This is a genomic window from Nocardia cyriacigeorgica GUH-2 (assembly GCF_000284035.1).
Taxonomy (GTDB): domain Bacteria; phylum Actinomycetota; class Actinomycetes; order Mycobacteriales; family Mycobacteriaceae; genus Nocardia; species Nocardia cyriacigeorgica_B.
The window spans coordinates 5,178,248-5,203,210 of record NC_016887.1 but is presented as its reverse complement, the minus strand read 5'-3'; the positions used below and the strand labels follow the sequence as shown (position 1 = coordinate 5,203,210).

General features: G+C 67.8%; 2 protein-coding genes (1 of these 2 running past the window's edge). Both read right to left on the bottom strand.

From position 1 onward, the window contains the following. On the bottom strand, positions 1-23,218 hold the 5' portion of the coding sequence (locus tag NOCYR_RS23510) for a LuxR C-terminal-related transcriptional regulator (protein ID WP_014352916.1). It extends 5,918 nt beyond the left edge of the window; 23,218 of the gene's 29,136 nt are visible here — the first part of the coding sequence; it begins with the start codon at positions 23,216-23,218; the stop codon falls past the left edge of the window. Continuing rightward, the gene (locus tag NOCYR_RS29450) at positions 23,218-24,963 is read right to left on the bottom strand and encodes a WXG100 family type VII secretion target (protein WP_148280741.1); all 1,746 of its coding nucleotides are present in this window, start codon (positions 24,961-24,963) and stop codon (positions 23,218-23,220) included. Before NOCYR_RS29450 ends, NOCYR_RS23510 begins: the two co-directional genes overlap by 1 nt.

The window sequence follows — 24,963 nt, the reverse complement described above, 5'->3', positions numbered from 1 at the left end:
AATACGGCGCGAAACGTGCCTCCCAGGCCGCGCGCTCCCGCGTTCGCGGATACACCTCGTCGGTGCGCTGGAACTCCGCGACGATGCGACGACGCCCACGCGGCATCTCCGCCCGCCACACACCGGCGCGTTCGTCGAGAGCCCGCGCCACCTCCGGCGCCAGCTTGTTGTCGCCGGTGTGCTCGACCACCATGTGGAGGCCTTCGTCCGGCAGCGGCTGCGCGAATGCCCTGATCCCGGCCTCGGTGGAGACCATCAACGCATCCGCGGCCACCACCGCCATCGTGGCTGCCACTGCGTCGCGACGGTCCTCGGTCCAGCAGGGCGCAGCTGTGTCGAGGGCCGATCGGATCGTCGCGAACACATCGTCGCCGGAGAACAGCCACAACGATCTGGGCTGTGGATCCGGACGGCCCTGACCGCCGGTCCTGGCGAAGGGCGGCGATGTCCGGGGCTCACCGGGCATGGCAGGCGGCTTGGCGCGCGGGGGCACGCCGACGTCTTCCGCGTCCTGCCTGCGCGCACGTTCCGCTTTGGCGCGCCTTGCGAGGAAGTCGGCGACGATCCGCTGCCCCTCGGTGGCCGTGTGCCACCTGTGCGCGGTCAGCGCTTCGGCGAAGGCCTCCGAGGGATTGATGTAGTCGATCGACCGTTCAGGCGCATTCTCGACGTAGCTGTACCCGGTGAAACCGGCCATTGTGGTGGTCAGATAGGCCACGAACCCGTCCAGGTGGCCGGGCAGCTGACGCTCGAAGAACCCCTCGACGAACTCGGGGAGGAATTCATGCCAGTTCGGATGACTGCCGGGATGATTCTGCAGAGCTTCGGTTTCGCGCGCCGCGAGCATGGCGATCTGGTCCTGGAAATCCGCCAGCTCTTGCGGCGCGTTCTCGCGCAGGTAATGCTCGGCGAACTCGACGAAAACCCAGGCCAAGTCGTTCTCCGCCAGCAGACTGTACCGCTCCAGTAAATTGGTGTACCCCGCACCCGCGTCATCACGATGCGGATAGTTCGCGATGGCATGACCGAGCTCGTGGCTGATCGTATTCCCGATGGGCTCGTCACGCGGTCCGGCGTGATACCCGGAGTCGACATTCTCCTCGGTGACGTATCGGAAGAGAGCGCGGTTGATCGCATATCTCTCATTCCAGAGCAGGACCATGCCGTCATCGGTGAAGTCGATCATGGCGAATGTCTCGTCGTTGGCGAACGGCGCGATGACGATCTTGGTGACGTCGGTACCGCCGAACTCGTCGTAGTGACGGCGGTACTCGTCGGCGAAGTCGCGAACCGTCTGCGGCCGGACATCGCTGGTATCGAATCCGACCAGCTCGAGCCCGAACTCGGCTTCCAGCTCCCGGATCAGCGGCGCCTTGACCTCGCGCAGGCGCTCCTCGAACGCGGTCAGCGGCCGCCGCAGGGCTGACTCGTTGCGCCCGTCCCATTCTCTGGCGAAATCCACCAGCAGCCGGTGGAGCACCCGCTCACCGGACGTGACACCAGGAGCGTTGCTTTCGACCTTCTCGAATGATTCGCGGAGCGCGGTTCGCATATCCAGCGAGCCGTCGTCGAGGAAATGGGCTCCGTCGAATTGGCTGAAGGACCACTCCAAGAAGGTGAGGTCGGCTTCCGAAATGCCGAGTTCTTCTTCCTTGTGCCAGCGCAATCTACTGATCGCGTACGCTTCGGCCCGCCATCGGCCGGCGTAGATCATCGCGCCGGCGAACGCACGCAGGACGGTGCCGCGGAGGTCTTCGTCCGATACCGTGTCGACGTCGTCGCGCCCGATTTCCAGCACCAGCGACCGTGCCGAAACCTCGTTATCGTCGTCGACTTCCGGCACTACGTAGGCGAACAGATCGGTCTGGTGCGGCTCGACGTTCACCCGGACCACCGGCAGTCGAATCGGATACTGCACCAGCACTTGATGCAGAGTCTGGACAAGTACGTGGGCGGTGCTGTCTCTGAGCCTGTTCACCCCATGGATGTCGGTGTACGGGTGCCGCGTTTCGAACGCGTCGATCACGTCTGTGGCAGTCGGATAGAGCTCGGCGTGGAGCGCGGCGCGGCTGTCTATTTCGAGAAATCTCGCGAGGGCGCTGATGAGTGGGCCCAGCCCGGACTCGCCGGGCGCATGGTCGTGCAGCCGGCGCAACTCCGTCAACGGGGAACCACCCAGGATGCTCCCGTTCCACGCGCCGCCGTCCGGTAGGCCGAGCAGTTCCGGAAGCGAGTTTTCCAGTGTGTCCAGTGCTTCCATCCAACGGCCGCGCTCCCGCGGGCCCGTCGCGGCACGCGTCGCGGCCTCGGCGGTGATCTTCTGGCCGATCCAGGTAGCGATCTGATCCGGCTGGTGCGCGTGCCCGACCACGTGCCAGCCCTGCTCATCCAATCCGCTCAACGCATTCCGGATCGGTTTCAGGGCACGCAGAACCGCCCGGTGGTCGGGCAGTAGGGCGGTGTCGATCTGCAAGAGGCCGGCAAGTTCCGCGCGCGCTCGATCGAACTCCGCTGCGCTCGCGATGGTCTTGCCCCACGCCGGCTTCGCGTCCGCCCGCGACGTCGACGCAGGCTGATCCGGCTCGCCGGGCGACGGCATCGCCTCGGTCGATCGGCTCCACGGAGTCGGCGAACCGGTTGTGCGGCGGTGGTCAGGCGATGCGGCTGCCTGGCGTGCCTGCGGCGGGTTGCCCGCGCCGGCAGCGGGCGGGGTTCCCGGCTCGGGCGCCGGAGCGACCTCGTCGATGCCTGCGAGGACGTCGGCGACGCTGCGTGAGGGGGATGGCGTCGCTGGGGAGTGGTCCCCGGGGTCAGGGGCGATCTCATCGATGTCGGCGAGCACGTCGGCGACGGGTCGAGCAGCGGATGTCGGTGTCTGCGTATCGGTCTGCCGATTCGGCGAGTCTTCGCCGAGGACTCGGGCGATGGCGTCGACGACGTCTGCCGTGCCTGTTCCGGGCGGTGTGGACGCGGGATCGGTGCCGGGGTCCGCGTTCGGGAGGACATCGCCGGCAACCTCCGGACGCAGATCCAAGCTCGCCCAGGTGATCGTCCCGCCACCCCAGGATTCGCTTCCCGAACGTGCCGCCAGCCGGTCGTACACCTGGTCACCGCTGCCGTCGGGGCGGCGGTCGGCCACGGCCACCCGGAATTCCAGGCCGTGCAGGCCCATCGTCACCAGGCCGGTGAGCAGGGCCTCACCACCGGGGTCGGCGACCAGGCGTTCGGTCAGGCCGAGGGCCAGCGACGTCGCCGCCATGCGCGCATCGGCACGAATGAGTTCGCTCGGGATGACGTCGAGGACCTGGTCGACGAGCGCGGCAGGGCGCGCGAGCACTTCCACTGGATCGTCGTCCGCGGCGAACCGGTGCTCGGCTCGCGCGAGCATATCGCTGCCGTCGAACAGGTCGCTGGCGTTCGCCATCGGCTCACTGCCGACGGACCAGTGAGCGTCGGCGAGCCAGCCGTTGCGGTAGAAAACCAGCGCCGCAGGCGAATCCGGTGCCCAGTTCGCCGTGCGCTGGAACAGTTCCAGCACCGGGATCGCCTCGCGTTCGCGCGGGTGCTTCGCTGTCACGGCCAGGACCTTGCTGCCCGCCTGCCCCGACACCGTCACCGTCAGTCGCCACGGTCCGCCGCCGGCTCTGTCCGCGAAGGCCGAAAGGCGCCGTGACAGCATCGTCGGTACGGCCGCGAGCTGATCGGCGTCGGTCCAGCCGTGCCGTGCCATGGCAGCGTGCGCCTGTCCGACGACGGTGGCCAGCATCGATTCGTCGATCTCCCGGCCAGCGATGCTCATATCGGGTTCCGCGGTGTCCGACGGCCGGAAGATCACCTGGCGGGGCCGCACTGTGCCGCCGCCGGGAGTGTCGCGGACGATTTCCATGGTCAGCAATCCGGAACGGGCGAGGCTCGCGGTGAAGCGGGTGCCTTCGCGCCAATCGTTGGTCACCTCTCGGACCAACTGCTCGGCGTGATTCATCGCCTCGGCGACGTCGCGATGTCCGGCGCTGCCGGTCAGCACGTCGCGGACCAGACTGCGGGCCTCGGTGGCCGGCCGCCCGCGCAGCACGATGTCCATGGCCCCGGACTGGATCGGGTCGGTGATTGTTGTTTCCGCCGCCGTGTCGCGGGGTGCGATGACCAGGGCATCGTCGATGCGCCGGAAGTGGAGGGCGACCAGACGGGCATCCGGTGTCACCTCGGCCGTCCACCCGGTGGTTTCGCGATCCAGGAGCTGGAGGAGTTCGGGCGGCATGCCCCTTCGGGTGCTGTGAGCGACGGTTACTCGCAGGGTCGTGCTGTCGCGCGCTTCGGCCCGGACCCGGACGAGGATGTCCGATCCTGCGTGTGCCGCGACCTCGGTGGTCGCATGAGCCAGCGCCGACCTGATCGGTTCCGGCCAGTCCAGTGCGGCGCCGTCGATCGTTTCCCGCACAGCCGTGGGGAACTGCGGATCGTCGGCGGACAGTCGCACCGATGTGACCGGCGGCTGCGACGGCGCTTCGTCCGCTGCCCACTCGTGGCCATCCTGCGGAACCGACGCCGGCTCTTCCCCTGGCACCGCCGCTCGGACTATGAGGTGAGTGGGGCTGGAGTCGATCATCGACAGGGTGAAGCCGTCGGGCAGTGTGCCCAGGGCCGCCGACAGCCGAGCTGCGGCGGTGTGCACGGTATTCGTGATCTCGGGATGCGCCTCGGCGAGCGGGACGATGGCCGGCTCCATGCTCGGCTGCTCCGGTGGGGCGGACCGATCGGACCGATCGGACAGGGCGGCGATGAGCTCGCCGGAGCGGTCGGAGCCGTTGCCGTACACGACCCATGCGGTGTATCCGTCCGGTTCGTACGCGACGCCGTAGTCGTCGGCATATGTCGAGGCGAGGGGCAACTGGGTGCCGCCGGCACCGCGCACCCGGGCCTCGAGCCGGACCGCCTCGACCTCGTCGGCCGTCCACAACAAGGTCGCCACCACGACGCCCTCGGCGTGCGGGTGGGCGGCGATATTGCTCGCCAGCTCGCCGGCCAGCAGCAGTAGGGTCTCACTGCGGTCGTCGAACCAGAGATTCGAGTCTCTGAACATGGCTTCGACCAGCGCGAATGCTTGCTCGCCTGCGTCGCCGGCGTCGGCATCGCGCCCGATGTCGATGACGCTGATCGTGGCCTTGCCCAGTGTCCGCTGCTCGGCTGGAGGCTCGGCAACGGACTGCTGGGCGGGTATCTCTGGCGCCGCGTTCTCCGCCGCGGCCGGGTGCGCCGGTTCGCCCGGGGCCAGTGGTGGGCCGGAGTCGGCGGTTGCCGGGGCGGTCCATCCCTTGTGCGGGTTGTCTTGCGGGTGATGGAAGCCCAGCCAGGGTTGCTGGCGGTCGAAGGTCGTGGTGGTCGCGGCGGGCGGAGCCTCGGGGAGAACGCTGTCGCGCACACCGGCGGGTATGAGATCGCTACCCGAACCCTGGCGAGTCAATTGCGGACGATCGTGCGGAAGTTCGTGCGGCGGAGCTACTTCCAGCAGTTCGATGTGTAATTTCCCGTTTCGCCACGAACGGTCCAGCACCTGGAAGTGTTTGCCCGGGGCGAAAAGAACCTCGTTCTCGTTGAGGTCGGGATGGCCCGGCTTGTAGCTTTCGGAGATGGTCGAGATATCCCTCCCGGTGGAGGAGTGGATCGTGAACCGCACATTGCCGGGGTAGTAGCTGTTGGTAATGCTGGTGCTGACGAACGCCGGCTCCTCGACGATGGCGTCTTTCCGGTATTTCGCCAGCAGCCGCATGCGCTCACCCATCGATACGGTGATCTCGCGTTCCACCACACCGAGGTACGGGGGCAACGTCTCGAGCGCGGCGGCGATTGCTCCGGTCAGATGGTGGAATTCGGCTGCGCGTGCGGGATCGCCCGAGCGCAGTGCCGCATTCAGCTCATCGAAATAGTGGTTCGTGGTGTAGGTGCGGATGGCGACGTATCCGGGAATCAGCCGCTCGTCCAAGCCGGGGTGGTGCTCTCGGATGCGAGCCGCGTGCTGGTCGTAATCGCTGCGAATTCGGCTGTACACCACGCGGAAAGCGGCCAGCGGGCTCCACGCTTGCGCTGTGCCCGGGTCGGCGGCGAGCTGGAACGGATGCTCCAGGTCGTAGGCGGTGTTGAGCCAATCCAGCAGGTCGCTCGACACCGGGGCGCCACTGTCGTCGAGGAACAGTGCTCGCGCCGGCGGGTCGTCGTCGTCGGCCTGGAACCGCTCGACATTGCCGTCCGGGCCGATCCGGACCACGCGACCGTCATAGCGTTGCAGGATGTACGGCCACGGGTCGTCGCTGTCGACGATGACCGTGGTGTCGTCGCCGAGTTGGGCGAGTATCGCCTCGATGCGGTGCACCGGAACCGGTTCGCTGAACTTCCCACCGGACAGTTTTTCCACATCGAGCCAGGTGAAGGCCGTCGAACCGTCGGCCACCGGCACCGGTATCACATCCGCCCGGTATAGATCGTTGACGATGCGGGCCACGGATGCTCTGCCGTTATAGGGGAGGACCGCAGCGAAATCGCCGAGCGTCCCCTCGCTGATCTTCGCCACGATGTCACCGACCCTGGCTGCTTGTGCCTCGGTGTCGCCGCCGTAATAGCCGGCGAATACCTCGGCGTGCAGCAGATCGGTGGCGGCCCCGTCGAGCCGGCGCACCAGATCCTCGGCGATCCGGTGCCGCTCGATATCGCGGACCAGTTCCTTTCCGGCGGAACTGTTGCGGAACGCGAACGTGACGTCGAACGGATGTGTCGAGGAAACTTCGTGCAGCAGTGTGCCGTCGTTGGCTGTGGGATCCAATCGCAGCAACGTGACGGCGAGGTCGCGCTTGTTTCGCAGGCGAACGAGCTCCGCTTCGGCGAGGCGCCGGAAATGGATCAGATCGTAGTGGTGCCCCGTACCGCGAACGGTGACCGAGTTCTTCGGACCGGGCTGTGGATCCGCCTGCGGCGGATGATAGTCGAGCAGCGGGCCGCCCCAGAGCTGGCCGTCGGGGGCATCGGTTGTGGGTACCGCGTTCGTGGACGGCCGGGCATCGGTTGCCGGCATGTTCTGAGCCGCGGGGCGGGGTTGTGCGTGCGCGTGGTCGGTTCCGTCGCTCGCGGGATTGAAGGCGGTGACCTGACCGGGGTCGAAGCCGCCAGGCGGTTTCATGACGCCCGGGTGGTTCGGTGTGTTCCATGGGTGACGAGCGCGCTTCGGATCGCGGGGTGTGCTTGTCTTGTCGCCCACATTTGCCGGCGCAGCGGGCCGCCCAGCCGGGAACAGCTCGTTCAATCGGTGCAGGACTCTACCCAGCTGGTCGGGGTCGGGCTCGACCTGTGGGTCTGCGGCCTGATGTTCTTCCCTGGCCAGCCGCTGCCCACGCTGGAATGCGGTTTCCCGCTTCCGGTCCGGCGGGGCCGTGCTGGGCGCGGGCTCGTGTGGTGCTTGCCCGGGGGCCGGCTGGCCGGGAGCGATCACCGTCTCCGCGAGGTAGCCGGCCATGCGGCGCACCGCGCCGTGGACCATGAACTCGATTGTCGTTTTGCTCAGCCCGAGCCGCTGCGCCATCACCGCGGGCGCAATCCCGCGTTCGAGAAGACCGACGACGACCTGTTGCTGCTGGGTGCCGAGCCGGGCGAGGGCATCGTGCAGTTGCCGCACGCTCGCCGCCATCACGGCCGCGCGCCGCGGCTCGTTCTGCCGCTCGGCCAGCACACCGGCGAGCCGATCGGCGGCCCGAATTCCTTCGTCGCGAATCGTGTCGCGCCCGGCGGGCGGGATGAACTGTCCTGAGCGCAGAATGCCCAGCGCTCGGCGTTCCCGTGGAGTTAGCGCACCGAGCGCAGCCACCACCTGGTCAGCGGTCGCGACGGCCAGCGCGTGTTCCGGATCGGGTGTGCTCGCCGCGTTCAGAGTGCTGAGCAGCGCAGCCCGGAACTTCTCGACCCGTGACGGGGCGCCCGACGGTGGTGGCTGGTCGTCGAGCCGGCGGTTGTCCGACCGCCGGCCATCGACGTCGCGGTGGGCGGCGTCGGCGGTTCGATCAGCGGCGCTACCTTCAACCACCGTCTCAGCCATGGGATCGGGGTCGAGAGTCGCCGGAATATATCCGGCCTGCATAGCGGCCACGACCAGCCCAGATCGGTGGTGGGTACCTAGTTTCTGATTGATGCCGGCGACGTAGGTCTTGACGGTGTTCGGTGTGACGCCGAGATCACTGCTGATATCGCGGTTCGATCGGCCCGCTGCGATGAGCTCGGTCACCTCACGTTCGCGATCGGTCAGTGCGGGCCGCTCCACGGCGCGAGCGGGCCCATGCAGGGGCTGGGGCAGCCGCTCCGGGATCAACCCGGTCGCAAGACCGACCGCCACCGCTCCGGCACGGGTTCCGACGTTCAGCTTGCGGTTGGTGCGCGACGCGTACGAGTCGACCGACCGTGTCGAGAGACCAAGTTCCGCCGCGATTTCCTTGTTGGACATGCCTTCGGCTGTCCAGATGAGAACATCGACTTCCCGCGCGGTCAGCGGAGCCGTCGGTTCGGACGAGTCCACCATCGCAAGATCGGCGGGGGCTAGTCGACCCGTGCGGATCGCGACGGCAACCGATCCCGGCCGGGTTGCCGATCCCAGTTTTTCGCCGATGCGTTCGAGATGGGCATTGACGGTGTCTTCGGCCATACCGAGGGCGGTGGCTGCTTCCGCGCTGGTCTTGCCCTGGGCGATCGCCACGAGCACATCGTGCTCACGCGCGGTGAGCGTCTGCTCGGCCGAGGCAGGGCTGCGGTGGAGATCGTCGAGGGACAGGATTCCCCGGCGGACCGCGGCCACCACGGCCGACGCTGTGTCCTCGGCAGCGAGTACATACTGGATGCGCGCCAAGTGAGCGCGCACCGTCCTTTCGCTGATCCCGAGTTCGTCGGCGATCTGCCGACTGGGCACGTCCTCTGCCGCCAGCCGGAGTTCGGTGAACTGTAAGTCGGTCAGGGTGCCGCTGCGGTCGAGCGGCTGCGGCTGAAGTTCGTCCACGAGGGCGTCGATGGCCTTCTCGTGGAATATGGTGAGCGACAGCTTCTTACGGACGTTGCTGACGGCTTCGTCAAGATGTCCACGGGCTTTCTTATCCAACTGCTCGTAAGCAGCACGGAAGTCGGTCGAACTCATCCGCGCCAGTGCCTGAGCTGTTGGGTGGGCCGCGCCTACGTTGTGAGTCCGCGTGTACGCGGTGGTCAATGCCGCCTTGATCGGATCGAAGGAGGGCCAGTGAGTAGTGCCGAGCCGTATCGCCGGAGGTAGCGCTTCCCGCACGACTTCCTTGCCGGCCGTAGACCGTCCCCGTCCGCCGTCGGTGTGTTCGGGCCGGCCGGTGACTTCGGCGTTCTTGCGTGGTGCGGGCCGGCCGGGTTGGTCGGGGTGGGCGTTGGTGAGGTCGAGGTTGTCGTCGGTGATGAGTTCGCCGACGAAGAGCTCTTCGATGGCGTCGGGGAAGGGAAGATCGTATTCCTGGTGGGTGTCGTCGTCGGAGCGGGTTTCGCCCGCGGTGCGGATACGGACGCGGGGGATGCGGTCGGGGTCGTCGGGGTCCGTCTTTTCCGGGTCTGTGATGTTGGTGTCGGCGATGACGAGGGTGCCGTTGCCGACGTGGGTGACGAACAGGGCGTGCATGTTCTTGCTGGGGCCGTAGCCGAGCAGGAGTACTCCGGAGTCGATGTTGTTGGTGGGGTCGGCGATGCGGTCGAGGTGGGGAGCGAGGGGGTTTTTGGGGTCGGGGCCGAGCGGTTTCTCGACAAGTTGGGTGCCGAAGGCGTCGGCGAGGTGTCGGGGCTTATTGTGTCCTCGTTTGAGTTCGGTACCGGTGGCGAGGCCGACTGCGTGCGCGAATTCGACGGTTTGGTTCATGCAGTCGAGCAGTTTCCGGGCCTTGTCGGTGCCGAACCGTCGTTTCAGGATCGACCAGGTCGCGACCGCCCCCGTTCCCGCGGCGATAACCGTCGCCGCCGGTCCTTGTCCCAACAGCTCGAGGGCTCCGCCCGCGGCCAGGCTGCCGAGGCCCACCGATGCACTCATCGTCATGGTGCGGACGGCTTGTGCCGTTCCGAAAACTCGGTCCGGTGTTTTCTGTCGTGTGTATGTGTTGACGCGCAACCCGGCGGCTCCGGCGGTTGCCCAGCCGACGCTGAAAGCCGTTGAGACGATCCAAGGGTCGGAGGTACTCGCGACCGCAATGGCTGATCCTGCCATGGCAGTTGTTCTGGCGGCGATCAGCGACTTGATTCGGACCTTATCGAGCCACCGCGCCGGTACGAACGATCCGACAACTGATCCGACAGGGACAAGCGTGCCGACTAGTCCCTGCTGCTCTGGTGACATGCCGGAGTTGGTCAGCATCGAGGTGAATTGGAGGCCCTGTGTGCCGAGCAACAGCCAATAGAGCCCGTGTGCGTTATTGATACTTCGCATCAGCGAGTGGTCGTAAATCGTGTGAAAGGCGTCGACCATGGACTCACGCAGGTCAGTCATGAAGGAAGCCTTCTGGCCGGCGATGCCCTGGCCTTCTCCGGCGTGCTCCTCGTCCTTTCGGCTGGGGATGTCCGGAATTCCCGACATTGTCGCCAGATTGACAATGTTCGTCCCCAAACCGAACAGTGGCCCCAACCATGGGCCGGTCGCCACGGCCGCGGGCGCGACCAATCGAGAGAAAATCGCAGGCGCCTGCCCGCTGACGCTATAGAAGCGAGTGAGTCCGGTTTGCGCGTCACCGGCCATGATCTTGAGAACCTTTGCCGAGCTGCTCGCGTAGAGGTTGGAGGCGGCCACTTCGATGAATGTCGTTCCGATGAGGATGGGTACGGCATATGGCGTGCCACTGGCAAGGACAATCGTCGCCGCAGCTGCTGTGCCGCCTCCGGCGAGGGCACTGCCCCACATGACCTTCTTCGGGTCGATATCGGCCAGATGCCCCGCGATCGGTGACAGCAAGAACCTCGGGACACCGGTGATCGCACTGACGGCACCGGCAACGCCGGGTCCCGCCTCCTCCATCAACCACAGGCCCAGCGTCGTTCCCGCCACCGCGGCACCGGTCGTATTGAGAAACTCCGAGCCGAGGCGAATAGCGACATTTCGGTCGGCGCGAATCAGCTTCGTCAGGGAAGTGATCGGCTCATTGAGCTGCGCCTGCGGCTTGGATCGGTTGTCCGGGCGGGCTTCTGATGCGGTATCCGAGACCGTGCTCGGCTCCGGTTCAGCGGCCGGTTCGGCGGGGCGAGGTTCGGGTTGGCGCGCATGGTCGCGACCATTGCTGTCGGGGTTGAAGGCGGTGACCATACCGGGGTCGAAGCCGCCTGGCGGCCGCATGACTCCCGGATGTGGTGATTCTTTGTGCGGGGCTGTGCCGGTGCGGCGGTCGTGCCCGGCGGTGTTCGGATCGGCCGGGGCGGGCTGCTCTGTCCGCTGAGCGACCGTGGCTCTGAGCCGGTTGTTTGCCTCGATGGCGCGCCGCGCCAGATACGTGGCCAGAATGCGTTCTGTCTCGTTCGCCATGCCCCAGCGCGACGAGGAGTGCGCCTCGGCGAAGGCCTCGGAGGGTATCGGTCTACCGTCCTCATCGATGCTGTAGCCGCTGAGTTCTCGCTGCAGGAAGGTGAGGAATTCGCCGAGATCCTCTGGCAGGTTCGTGCCGACGTAATGTTTGACGAGTTCGGGTACGACTGCTTCCCAATCATTGGCGAACGGATCGAGAATCTCCCGCGACTCGAGCACATTCGCCGCGAAGAACTGGAGCACATGGGCCATTTCATGGTTGATCGTTTCGGCGGTGGCATCGATCCCAGGACTCGAGAAACGGCCACTTGCTACGCCGTCTGCGTTCGTTTGCCGATGGAGCTCGGCATTGATCGCGAAGCGTTCGGAAATTGCGAGAGTTATCTCCTCGCCCCGGCGGGACACGCTTGCCATGATCGATTCGTCTGCCATGGGGACCACGGCGAGTCCGGCCAGGTGAAGCCTGTCGAATATGACGAAGTACGGAGCGAGTTGGCGCACCATCGTCTGCAACACCTGCGGGTCGATGTCATCGTGATCCAGCCCGGACGTTCTGTCGACCGCGTGCAGTGCTTCGATCGCGGCCAGCGCATCGTTGCGGAGCGGCCGGATCATCGGTGCTGCCACTGCCCGGATGAAAGCGGATGGGCCGCGTTGGTAGTCACCCGTGGCCAGGTCGACCAACGTGCGGTAGAGAATCCGATGTCCATCGGTAGCATCGGAGTCTTTGGTGAAGACCTTCTGGAAGGAGCGGGTCAGTGCCAGTCGCTGGAGGAACCCGCCGTCGTCCCGGAACGTTTCCTCATCGAACTGCTCGCGCAACCAGACAGCGAATTCGCCGTCGTCGACTGTGCCGCCACCCTTGACGTATTCGATCCGTAGTTCATCGAGCGCATAGCTTTCCGCCCGCCACCTGCCCTGGTGAATCAGTGCGTGGGCGAAAATCCAGATGGAGTGGGAAACGATGTCCGACGTGGATAGTTCTTTCAGACGCTCGCTCCCGATGCTGAATCGCACGGTCCCGGCCGAGACCTCATCACCCGAAACGGCCGGTTTCGCGATAGCGCTCCAGACCTTCCCGTCGACGATCGACACACCGATCACGTCGAGTGGGATCGGGAACTGGGTGAGCAGCAGATGGAAAGTGTTGGCGAAGGCGCGCGCCTGTTCCGAACTCAGTGCGCCGACCAGGTTCATCGAGGTGCCGCGATGTTTCCGCTCGAACGCGTCGGCGATCTCGTAGGGGGTCAGTTGCTCATGCGGAGGTGGGGGTGGCGCCGGTGGATCGGCCGGTACGGAGGGGCCGGGTGCCTGTTCGTCAGGTCCGACTGCCCGCGCCGGGCCAAGGGATGGCGTGGCCGCGTCGGTGCGCATGAGAACCTGCCGAGGATCGGCGGGCGGTGTGGGCTCGGCGGCGTCCACCCAGATGACCAGGTCGGTGATGTTGTCGGTGGTGCCGGTGGTGTGGGCGTGTTCGTTGACCGCCGTGGCGACGCCGAGGTGGTTGCCAGGGGACCGGTCGTGCGCCTGCTTGGTGATGGCGGCCAGCGCTACGGGCTGGTAGGCGCCGTGCCAGGCGCCGTCGGTGGCGAGGAACAGGTAGCCCCGGCCGTGCAGGGTGATCTTCGTTGCGTGGGAGGTCGCGTCCTCGGGCAGTTTGCGGCCCAGCGACCGCGAGGTTTGTCCGGCGAACGAATGCTCGATCGCTTCGCCCTCGGGCAGGCCGTCGGCGATCAGTTTCGGTACGATCGTGTCGTCGGTGGTGAGCTTCGCCGGCGTTCCGCCGTCCATCGGCAGCCAGTACAGACGGGTGTCCCCGGCCCAGTCGAAGGCGAGCTCACCGCCTTGTAGCACGGTCAGCACGATGGTGGAGTCCGGCGAGTTGGCCTGGCCTGGAGTTTCGGCCAGATCGGCCACCGCGCTGCGAGCCGCCGACATTCCCCGGCGCACCACGCGAACCGGATCGAATTCTCCGGTCGAAGTCAGCTCGGCGGAGGCCTTCGACATGCTCGCGATGGCGGCCCGCACCGCCGCCAGCGCCGCCTCCCCGCCCAATGCGGAACCGCCGACCCCGTCGGCGACAGCGGCGAGGTGCACCGGTTCGTGGCCGTCCAGGTGCACGGTGCGGAACTCGAATGCGTCTTCGTTGGTGGAGCGACCGCCCTCCACCTCGGGTCCCGCACCGATATCGCTGACGGCGGCCATCGGGCCCTCCGCCTTTTCGGAGTGGTTGGCAGGGGCGGGCGGAGTTTCGGGGGAGCCCGCGCCGGCCGGAGCACGGTCCGGCTCGGTGCCGCCGATCGACTGCGTGCGTTGCCGGTCGGCGGCAATCTGCTCGAGCAGTTCGGGGAACCGTTCGTTCTGCACGAGATGGGTGAAGACGAAATTCCGCATGGCCAGCGGATAGGTGAATTTCTCCGCCTCGTTGCTTCGCCCGGCGATCGATCGGTGCAGCATGTGGACCATCTGCGCGGCATCGTTCAACGAGGTCGAGTGCGGGGCTCGGGCCGCGGCGGCAGTGAACGCTTCGTCCACACGTTGCGAAAGGTCGAACGCGACGTCGTGTTGCAGAGTCCGGGTCAGGTAATAGTTCGCGATAGTGAGGACGTCCGGAAGTGCGGAACTCACAACCTCATCCCCGCCACGCACAGGTACGGAGCCGAATGCCCTGATGGCTCGGCCGACCTCCGCGTCGAAACCGAGCGCCGACTTGGTGACGAGATACCGGTCGAGGTAGATCGACCAGTCGTGGCCACCGGCGGCACGCATCTCGAAATGCCTGTCCAGGTGGTGAATCTGGTCGAGGGCATCGACGAGCGACATACTGTGTGCCGGAGTCGGGGCCGTATTCGGTGGGTGCGCAGACTTGCTGAGCCGGGAGGTGTTGTGCGCGGCCTTCACCATGCGCTGCACCGTGCGCGCGAGGTGCATCGGGATGGAATCGAGGAAGTTCAACTCGCTGAACGGTGTCGGAAACAGTCCGGGTGCAAGCGATGTGCCGATGGGGAACGCACCTGCGAGGTTGAACAGTGTATTAGCCGCAGCATGCAAGGATTCGGCTTCCGGAATGCGGTTGGCGAGATCCTGGGCGACTCGGAAGAGCGTCGGATAATCGGTGATTTCCCCGGAAAATGTCGTCGCCTTGAAATGGTGAGTCTGTTCCCACAGCAGTGCATTCAACAATCGCGCTGTGCCGACCGTTGGAAGGACCGGCGGCTGCTCGCCGCGCTGGAAGGCCTCGACCTGCGCGGCGATCTCGGATGTCAGGTCGCCGATGAGCTGTTGCCGGTCCGCGCTGGAAAGATATCCAGCCCAATCCAGCAGCTCTTCATGGGTCGCATGGAGAGCATGTGGCAGTGCTCGGGACAGTACGGTCGGCGGCTCGCCAGCGTGATCTACAGCGGACGGTTCCGCAGAATCGACCGGCGTGCGGAAATGCCGGTGGCCCCCGTCGACAAGGGCTCGCCCGGCCGGCACCGTTGCGGCGGCGCCGCCCGGTTGCCGATTCGCGGGGTGCAGGTTCTCGTACAGCTGGGCGATCCGGTCGTCGACAACCTGCCGGTCCGGACCCGACGCGGCATTGCGTGCCTCGACCGCGTGATACAGATGCGTCAAGAGCCGGAACCGGTCCGGGTCGACGCCGGCCGGGTGCTCGATGTGGACGAGGAGCTCGTCGAGCAGCCCGCGAATTTCGATGAGCCGCTGATGGTTCGCGTCGGCGCCGTTCGGGACCGCGGCGTTCCGCGCGAACTCGAGCGAGATTCCGTCGCGTGCATCGCGGATTCGCTGCTCGTCCACGACTTCCCGCAGTTCCGCAACCAGCGGATGGACGGGCTTGCTGTGGGCGTGATCGCTGCCGTCGCTGTGCGGGTTGTAGGCGGTGACCTGGTCGGGGGATGAGGAGGGCGGTTCCATGACACCGGGATGTTTCGGACCGGAGTCGGTGCGGCGCTGAGGAATGTCGAGGACGTCCGAAGGCGCCTGCGGCACGGACGACGGGTCGACGACACCGGGCGTGGAGGTCTGCGGTTGCGTGAACGAGATGACCGCGTGGGTGTGGTTCGCGTGTGGGCCCGCCAGCGACAGCACCTCGACCTCGGTGAATCCGCGGCGCGTCGCCATCTTCCCGGTCCACGTGGCGGTTCGTGCGGCATCCTCTGGGGTGAGGCCGGCGGCGATGCCCGCGTTGAATGAGACGAGGTTGGAATCCTGGCCACCGTCGTTCTTCCACACGGCGCGGATGCTGCGCACATCCTGGCCGATGGCGCGCCACAGGTCGTCGAACATCTCGGCGCCGCTCGGTGTGCGGTCGGAGCTCAGCACCCGCAGGACGAGCGTGCCCGTGCTGTCGACCTCGCCGGAGATTCCTTCGAGAAGCCGGGTGAGGTCGGCGGGGCCGCTCGCGCCATATCTGTTGACGTAGCGGGTGATCGGCGCTTCGTCGGCCTTCGCCCATAGGAAATCCAGGACCTGTTGGTGCCAGTCGCCGCCGCCGATGCTGTCGAAGGTGGGGCGCAGTGCGGCGAACTGCTCGGCGAACGCTTCGACCTCGGCGCGCAGCATGCCGTAGTCGAGGAAGTCGAAGCTGCGTGCGCCGGGGGCGAACGCGAATCGCGTGGCGAGGGGGCCGAGGAGTTGCCGCATCGCGGCGACCGCGGGATCGTCGGGATTCGGCTCGGACGGTGCCGGCTCCGGATTGTGGGCGTGATCGCTGCCGGCGCTGTGCGGGTTGTAGGCGGTGACCTGGCCGGGGGATGAGGAGGGCGGATCCATGACACCGGGATGTTTCGGACCGGAGTCGGTGCGGCGCTGAGGAATGTCGAGGGCGTCCGCCGGCGAGGTCGGGGCGGCCGGTTGGGTGGCGGCGGGGGTGGTGGGGGATCGGTCGTCGGCCGGGGTGTGTGTCTGATCCGGTGGGATCATCCGGAATGTCAGGACGATCGACTTGCCCGGCTCGCCGAAGGGGGCGAGTTCGTAGCCGATCGAGATGGCGCCCTGCATCGAGATGCCGCCGCCGAGGCCATGGGTACCGGCGACCTGGGCGGTGGTCAGGTCGTAGGGGTTCTCGTCGCGGGCGATCAACGCGTCCAGGTCGATTCCGGCGAGCAGTCGATCGACCTCGGCTTCGTCGACCTGGTCGAGCGGGGGCTCATCGACGACCTGGTCTGGCTCGTCGACTTCGGGGATGGCCCAGTCGGGCACCCGCCTGGAGGTATCCGAGATGTGGACGGTCAACTCGTTGTTGCCCGCGCCCCGCAACCACGCACGAACCTCGGCGCCACCGCCGGAGGCGTAGCGGGCGACGTTGCCGAAGAATTCCGACACCGTCAACTCGACCTTGTCGATTTCCTGATCGGGCCACTGCTTGTCTTCGAGCAGGCGAATGAAGCTTCGGCGGACCTTACTGGTCCCGGGCGCCACCTCCTCGGGCGTAAAAGCGAGATCGAGGACCAACTCGCCCAGATCATGGAGGGGACCATCCGCTACGGCCGGTGTGGCAAGCGTGAACCGCACAGTGCGCTCGCCGGACCGGTAGAGGGTCATGCCCCAGGTCCGTGCCTGCTCATCCAGGAGTTCGAGTACCGGGCCGTCGGCGTCTCGGGTCGGAGCCGACCGGCTGTGATCGGTCATTTCGACGATCACCCACTGCGCATCGCCCTGCCCGCCCCAGCTCGCGCGCACCACGGCCGGACCCTCGGCGAGGGTCAGCAGCGCCTCCACCATCCGCTCGGCCGCGGGCGTCTGGTCTGCCAGGGGCGAGTCCGCGAGCAAGCCACGTACCGATTCACGGGCTCGGGCGACATCGGTGGAAGGAGAGTCGCCGGGCGTCACGGTGACCTCGAGCGCCACCGGGGACCCGGAAGGATCACTGCCGGGACCGGCAGGAGCCGGGCCGGCGTCGGGAGCGGACGGGGCGGTGCCGGGCCCGCCGGGTGCTCGCCCGAAACCAGGGTTCTCGATGAAGTCGGCCTCATCCGGTGATTCCGGGTCGAACAGGTAGTAGCCCTTGATGAACTCCGGCCGGATGCCGCCGGGGAAGATGACCTCCTGGCGTTCGGTGCCGGCCAGCCGGTAGCCGCCGGGGGCGTCGATGACGTACACGCGGCCACCGCCGAAACCTTTGGCAACCTCGAGGTCTTCGCTGGCGTAGACGAGTCCGCCGCTGTCGGCGTTCGGCTGGAAACCGTCTCGGAACAGCAGGCCGGATTCGGGATGTGGTTGTCCCTCAGCCACATCCGGCGGGCGGTGATCACCGCGGAAGACGAGGGGTTGCTCGGAACCACGCCATCGAACCGGACGGGTTTCGGCGCTCTCGGACCAGATTTCGAAGAGATAGGCCATATCGGCGCTGTTGCGATCCACGGCGGCGGGCATGGGGTCGGTGCCCGCAGGCAGCCCGGTCGCGGCTTCGCCGGGATCTGTCGGCGACTGGGTGTTCGCGTCCTGCGGGGTCTGCTGAGACGGCTCGCCGAGTTCGGCAACCGGCGACTGGGACGTGACGTCGACTGCGGCCCACGGATCATCGGGCGGGGCAGGCGAATGACTTGCCGAGGTGAAGCCGTGCGAGCCGACCGGTGTTGCGTCGGAGGATTGAGAGCTGTCCGCCCGGTCCTTACCGGCACCGGGCTCCCCACCGGGTGGGGTGTGGAAGGCCATGGGGCCATCCACGGGAACGCCCTTCGTGAAGGGGGTGTGGGGGCGGGCGCCCAGGTCGCTGTCGGGTGTGCGAGTGGTGTCCAGGCCGTGTGCGGTTGCGGGGTAGACGGGTCGGCTGCGCGATGGTGGGGTGGATTCGGTGGGTGTTTCGCCGGGCGGCAGGGCGGGCGCCTGGCGCGATTTGTGGTCGGTGGGCAGGAGTAGGAGGGTCAGGAGGGCGAAGCGGTGTTCGGGAGTGAGGGGGGCGTAGGCGGGTGTGTGGTGAGGGTCGTGGGTTTCGCCTGCGAGGGCGGCTCGGGTCTTCAGCAGCTCGAGCAGTTCGGGGACGATGGCCGTATTGCTGTACTCGCCGCCTGCAGCGAGACGCGTTACGACCTGGTCCAGCAGTTGTCTCGACGCGTCGTCCAGGGCGAAGGACCAGGCGGGTTGCTGACCGGCGCTCGGCCGGGTCGGCAGCTGCATGATGTAGTCGATGAGCTCGGACGCCAGGTCGGTGGCGCGAGTCGCTTGCCGCGGATCCAGGCCCGCCAATCCAGTGCGAGCCGCATCGGCGATGGCCTGCACGATATTGTTCTGGTATTCGTCGACGAGGACGGCGAGCTTCGCGTCGACAGCGGCCAGCTCGGAGCGTTGATCGAACGGCAGGCGGGCGCCGGCGTGGCGGAAATCCTGGTAGAGACGCTGGAGATAATCCTTTGTGTGGGACGGAATGTCCAGGTCGTCGCGCTGGAAGTAGAGCTTTTCGACACGTTCGAACAATTTCTTGTTCGTCAGGACTTCGTGGTCGTGCCGTGATTTCATCCCGGTGATGAAGTCGTCCAACTCTTCGGCGGCGGGATTCCGGGTTCCTCTGGGGCGCTTCAGGATTTGCTGCTCAGCGAGCCGCCGATACTCCTGACCGGACTCGGCGAAGCGGTCCAGGGTGTTGTCGACGGTCGGTTCATCGGGGTTGTCCGCGATCGCATCCAATTCCGCATCGTGCGCGGCGATGGCCGCCGCCAGATCTTTCACGTGCTCGACGCGGTCGACCTCGTCCCACCACGGTTCTTCCCACGGTGTCGTGAACGGAAACGGGTTGGTGCCGCGGATATTGTGCCGCGTGCCCGGGGTCGAGAGGACGGGCCTACGGGTTTCGATGCGCGGCGGTGGAGGCGGGGCGAGGGCCGCACCGGGGAGCCCGCCCTGCGTGGTCGGGACGCCGCCGTCGTCCAGGTATTCGAGACTGTCCGGGTTGAGACCCGGGCGGCCACCGGGACGCGTCGGTGCGCCGGGGGCCGACTCGTCCGCGTCGGTGGGGTACTTCCGGCCCAGGTCCGCGGACAGCGGAACGGACGCCGGACTGGCATCGAGTGAGGTCGACTGCCCGGCCGACGAACGCGGCAGCGGCGTGATCTCCGGGCCGACCGGCGCCTCGGGCATGAGTGGACTGGTCGGATCGTGTTCGTCGTGGTCGTCGTCGGGGGCGAAACGGGGCCGGTTGGACCAGGAATCGAGGAAGCCGCTCGACGGGACCCTAGGGACGATGGGCGTCCTGTTGGCCGTGTCCTCCTCTGGGGGAAGGGGGATCGCCGGATTGGTGTAGATGGCCGGCGGGGGCAGCGTGAACTCGTCGGGCGGATCGCCGAGGGGATAGCCGGGCAGGCGCGGCGTGGTGAGGTCTGTGCCGGTGGGGAATTCGACGGTGCTCGGAAGCGTAGGGGTGAATTCGTCGGGCTCGGCCGGGAGGTCGTCGGGGGAGCCGGCCGAGCCGGGGAGGAGGTGTGCGGACGGGATTGCCGTCGGCGCCGGAGACGCTGGAGTAGGCAGGGGCGACGCCGCCGCGGCTGCGGACGACGGGTGTGAAGCCGATGCCGGTGCGACCGACGTAGCCGCAGCAGGGGGCACGGCCGACGCGGGAGCCGCCGGACCGGTCGGCGCCGTGGGGGGTGTTGACGGAGTGACTGCGGTTCCGGTTACCGCTGACGGTTGGGCAGCGACCACGGATTCCGGAGTGAGACCGGAGCTGTTGTCCGGCACGAGGTTTCGAGAGTCGGCGGCGTGCTCGGTAGGCGCGGCCGGCTCCGGCGCAGCATCGGCCGTCCCCACATCGGCCGCCTGTGCCGGCGGCCGGGAGAGGTCATCGCCGGACTTCGTCCCGTCGTCACGCGCCAAGGGTGCGTTGATCTCGCGGGTCGACGATGCGACGTCGCCGGCCGGGCCGTCACCGGCATCGCGAGCCACCGGAGTGGCGGTGTCACCAACACCGGCGTCGGCGTCCAGCGTCGTCGAGGGCCCGGACTCCTCCACAGTTACCCCGAGCCGTTCCAGGTCGCGCAGGAACGCGGCCTCGAATTGTTTGCGGTTCACCGGTGCGGGTTCGGGGATGACGTCCGGCGTCGGTGCCCCGCGTTCGAGCAGGTCGGCGCCGCCGGGGGAGCGATAGCCGAGCAGATCCATCGAGGGGTGGGCCTGGGGTGTTTCGCCGGGTGCCAGTTCGAGCGCCGGACGCCAGGTGCCGTCGGGGCCGGTCTGTTCGAAAACGACGCCGACGGTTTCCTCGACCTGCGGGCCGACTTCGCGCAGCCAGTTCCCGACCGCGTCGTCCTGGATACGGACGCGGTCGGGGCCGAGCTGTTTACCTTGCGCGTCCACGGTCCACTCGACCACCAGGTCGCCGGAGGTCCGGCGGCGGATATTGCCGACCTGTTCGTGAATTTCCATGCGGCCGAGGCTGTTTCGGCTGAAAGCAGCAGCGTGCGCGCCCGCTCCGTCCTTGAATTGCACGGCGCCGGCGACTTTTACATTATTGTCGGCGACGAAATCGACCAGGGCCTGCGGTGATTCGAAGCTCCGCCAATGGCCGTTGTGAGCTTGGGCGTAAGCCTCGAGGGTGACGCCTTGCATGGCTGCCTGCTGATTGTCGATCAGCAGGGTGTCGATGCCGTCGTATCCCGTCGCCTGCTTCATATAGGAGGCGACTTCCGGTGCGCAGTTGCGCAGGCCCGCGCTCATCTCGTGAGCCGGTACGAAGGTCGAGTCACCCGGGTTCGACGGTGGCGTGGGTGCGCTGTCGGTGCCGTGGGCAGCGTCCCGAGTACCCGAATCGCCGTGTGCTGCCGAGACATCCGGTGCCGGATTCGACTCGGGTGTGGCGCCGTCGGGTGCCGGGCTGGTCTCGGGTGCGGTGACGCTGGGTGCGGGGCTCGGCTCGGGTGCGGCAACACCCGGCACCGGACTCGGCTCCGGCGCCGCCGGGCCATCGGCAGTGGTCCGCCCGGCCTCTCCGGCTCCCGCGTCCGGTACCGCACGGACTTGGCCGGGGTCGCCGGCGAGGCGGGAAGCGGACGGCGCGGTGACGTCGGCCGGTCCGGAAGCGCGCCCGGTCGCTTCCGCCCCACCCGCACCGCGAACCGGTTGCGATGACTCGGCACCGGTGCCCCCCGCGTGCGCCGTCGGACCGTTCCGCGCACCGGTGTTCGGCCCACCCGCGTCCCCGGACACCGTCGACGTCGTGCGCACCGGCGGCACCGCTTCACGTACACCGGCCGACGGCCCAGATCCCGGCCCGGAACCACCGTGCGGCACCGGAGCCGGACGCCCGGAGCCCTGCCCGCCCGTGCCTCCGGAGTCAGGCGAGCGGACCTGTCCTCCGGGCGAGTCCGGCCCGGACCGTCCCTGCCCGCCTGCGCCGGGCGAATCCGGTGCGGCGTGCGGCCCGGGCGCCGCGTCGCCGGTTCGCGGCCCGGGCGCCTCTCCGATCCCCATCTCCGCGAGCTGCTGCCGGAAATACGCATCCGCTCGCTGCTGGAACTCGCCGATCCCCACTTCGCGGAAGGAGCGAGGCGCGGCGTCCTGGCTGTTGATGAACTCGGATACGAGGTCGCGGTGCTGACCCGCGGGCACGTCCTCCGATCGCATCCGTCCCGCGAGATCACCCCCGAGTTCTCGGATCTGACCTGCGGGGGAGAGGTCGCGTGGTCGTGGGGCCTGCCCATCGGAGCCGGTGACCGAAGACCGCAGCCGCGGTGGCGGTTCGGTGAAGCGGGGTGTGCTAGGTGCCGGCCGGTCAGGTGGCGGGGCGGTGCCGACGGAGGACCCTTGCGGGGGTGTCCGGGCGGCGCGGATGGCGGCGCCGACGGAGCCCGCGATGCCGGAACCCATACCGGTCCACATCATGGAGGCCAGATCCTTGTTGGTGAGTTCGCGCCCCGACAGTTCCGAGGCCACCCACGCTCCGGCCGCGCCACCGGCCAGGCCGCCGATCGCGCCCGCCGAGACGATGCCGAGCACCTGACCACCGACCCGCGCCGCCTTCGACGCCGAATTCGCGCCGATGCGCGACACCGCCGGGGCGATGACGCTGCCGAGTCCCGCACCGACCACACCACCCGCGCCGCCCGCCGCGGCGGCGATCCCGACCTCCTTCCACAGCATCGATTCCCGGTTGCCCTGGGCGATCTGTACGCCCATCGCGCCCGCATGGGACCCGCCACCGGCCAGCGCGCCGATCGCGGCACCCTTGGTGATCATCGACAGGCGCGGATAGGCCACGGCGAAGCGCGCGTTCAACAGCCGCAGCATCGACACCAGGTTGCGCAGCGACAGCACCATGGCTTCGCGGGCCGCGAGCCGCCGCTGCATCATCACCAACACGGTGGCCGGATGCGGCCGGGTGAGGTCGAAGATGATCTGCGCCAGCAGGATGGCGGCGATGGCGATGATCACGTACTGCTGGAACTCGATCTGAGTCGCGCCCTCCTCCAACTGCTTGGCGCGATCGGCATGGTCCTGGCACAGCTCGCGGGTGTCGTCGGCGCATTGGCGATACCATTTGCGCACGTCGTCGCCGTAATCGCCCCAGATGCCGATCTCGGAGCCGAGCCGCCCGATCTCGTCGAAGTCGATGGCCAGGGCGGTCGCCGATTCCGACGATGCCCACCACAGATCGGCGGCCGCGCGCATGTCGGCGGGGTTTCCCTCGGGCAGGTGACCGAGTACCAGCTCGATCAGCCAGTCGGGAAACAATGACGGAATATCCACCATCAGCCCGGACGACCTCGGGCGACCTCGACGACCAGGCGGTGCAGCGCTTTCGCGGGTCCGCAGGCGTCGGCGCCACGCAACTCGACCTCGGTGAAGGCGGTCTCCAGGGCGGTCTGCGGATGGAACCGGTTGCGCAGCACGCTGCTGGGGCTCAGCTGGGCTCGCCAGCTGCGATAACCGGCGACCACGCCGGCCGGCGTCACGCCGTCCCACGGGCCGCTGATCCGCCGGTATTCGGTGATCAGCGACCGCTGCGCCAACTGCTGTGCGCGCGGCCCGGCCGTGGCGACGAGTACTCGGCCGATGGCGTGCACCATGGTCGCGTAGATCGGCCGCTGCTCGGAACCTCGCGGGATACGGCCCGCTCGCAATGCGGTCTTGACGGCGTCGTCGAACTTGTCCGGATTCACGGCGAGCTCGCGGTCGATCGAGATCCACGGACCGTCGTCGGCCCTATCCCAGCGCACGGCGGCGATCGCGCCACCGGCGAGCGGGGTGACCTCGATGCCGCCGAGACTCAGGAACGGGTACTTGGCGAGGATGTCATCGACGGCGGCCGCGAGTTCGAGCACGGTGTGCTCGGCGATCCCGGAGGTGTCGAATCCGGTGAGCCGCAGGTCGTGGCGGGCGGCGAGGGCCTGGGCGGCAGCCAGCGCGGCGGCGTCGGTAGTCGTGGCCGGGCCGGAAACCGGCTGTTCCGGACGCTGTTTCGGCGAGCGCTTCTTGCCAGGCTTGCCCCGTCCGGGCGCGGCGGGAACGTTCTCGCGGCCCGGGTGGCGCGGCGGGATGGCCTGGCCGGGCATGACCGGCCCGGCGCCCGGCGGACGCGAGCGGGGTGCGCCGGGACCCCACGGTGTTGCGGGCTGCGGACGGGTCCACGGTGTTTCGGCCGGACGCCCGCCGGCAGGCCGTGCTCCGGAATCGGTTGGTGTGGTGGCGCCGCTCGCCCCGGCAGCGGACGCGGCCGGACCGGTGGGAGTGCTGCGGCTCGGGGCCGACGCGGGTGCCACAGGCATCTCGCTCTGCCCGGGACCGACGGGCTGCGAGGGTGTCGACCCCTGGGCGCCCTCGGGCCGAGCCGAGGACCCCGGCCCATCGGCCGGCACGCCAGGGCGTCCCGGATAGGAGGAACCGCCAGATCCCGGAAATCCCAGCGGATTCGACGACGGATCGACGGCATGGAGGGAGTATTCGTGCCCATCGGATGGGTAATCGACCGGCTGGTCAGCGGAGACGTCGCCCGGTGCAGTCGCATCGGCCGTCCCGTTCACATCGGTACCGCCACCGGTCCCGGCATCGGCCGTGCCGTCGGGCGAAACGCCCGGCATCCCGGCAGGCCCAGGAACCCCGGGAATGTCCTGCCCCGAGCCGGGCACCTGAGGCCCACCCGCACCGGGCCCCTGCGGAAACCCGCTCCAGTCGAGAAGTCCCGGATCGGCCCCCCGAATCTCCAGCGCGTTCGAAAGATCGGTGTCATACAGCCGAGTGGTGGCGTCCCTGATCTGACGGCTCGCTTCGGCGAGTCGAGCGGCAAGGTTCTCCAGCGCCTCGAGGCTCTTCTCGGCACGCGGCTCGTAGCCTTCGGCGAAGGTTTTCCCGGCCTCGTCGGAGCCCCATGGCCTGCCCTGCCCGGCCAGACCGGTCTTCAGGGTGGTGAACTGCTCACGGGCGGTGCGGGCCAGCGTGTTCAGTCGCGGGATCAGCCTGTCGACCCCGGCCGGGTCTATCCGGAGCGGCTGGCTCAT